The following is a 750-nucleotide window of genomic DNA, read 5'->3' as shown; positions in this document are numbered from 1 at the left end:
TCATCTTCGGGGGTAGAGCACTGTTTCGGCTAGGGGGTCATCCCGACTTACCAACCCGATGCAAACTACGAATACCGAAGAATGTTATCACGGGAGACACACGGCGGGTGCTAACGTCCGTCGTGAAGAGGGAAACAACCCAGACCGCCAGCTAAGGTCCCAAAGTCACAGTTAAGTGGGAAACGATGTGGGAAGGCACAGACAGCCAGGATGTTGGCTTAGAAGCAGCCATCATTTAAAGAAAGCGTAATAGCTCACTGGTCGAGTCGGCCTGCGCGGAAGATGTAACGGGGCTAAACTGTGCACCGAAGCTGCGGCAGCGACACTATGTGTTGTTGGGTAGGGGAGCGTTCTGTAAGCCTGCGAAGGTGGCCTGTGAGGGTTGCTGGAGGTATCAGAAGTGCGAATGCTGACATAAGTAACGATAATGCGGGTGAAAAGCCCGCACGCCGGAAGACCAAGGGTTCCTGTCCAACGTTAATCGGGGCAGGGTGAGTCGACCCCTAAGGCGAGGCCGAAAGGCGTAGTCGATGGGAAACAGGTTAATATTCCTGTACTTGGTGTTACTGCGAAGGGGGGACGGAGAAGGCTATGTTAGCCGGGCGACGGTTGTCCCGGTTTAAGCATGTAGGCGGAGGTTCCAGGTAAATCCGGTACCTTTTAACGCTGAGGTGTGATGACGAGGCACTACGGTGCTGAAGTAACAAATGCCCTGCTTCCAGGAAAAGCCTCTAAGCATCAGGTAACATT

Annotated in this window: 1 rRNA gene; it reads left to right on the top strand. The window is 53.7% G+C overall.

The annotated features are described in order from the left end of the window. Positions 1-750 (top strand): 23S ribosomal RNA (locus ABLU80_RS13500); the annotation flags it as partial.

The sequence above is a fragment of the Klebsiella sp. CN_Kp104 genome (assembly GCF_040064515.1).
Classification (GTDB): Bacteria; Pseudomonadota; Gammaproteobacteria; order Enterobacterales; family Enterobacteriaceae; genus Klebsiella; species Klebsiella aerogenes.
This window is presented reverse-complemented; position numbering and strand designations above follow the sequence as displayed.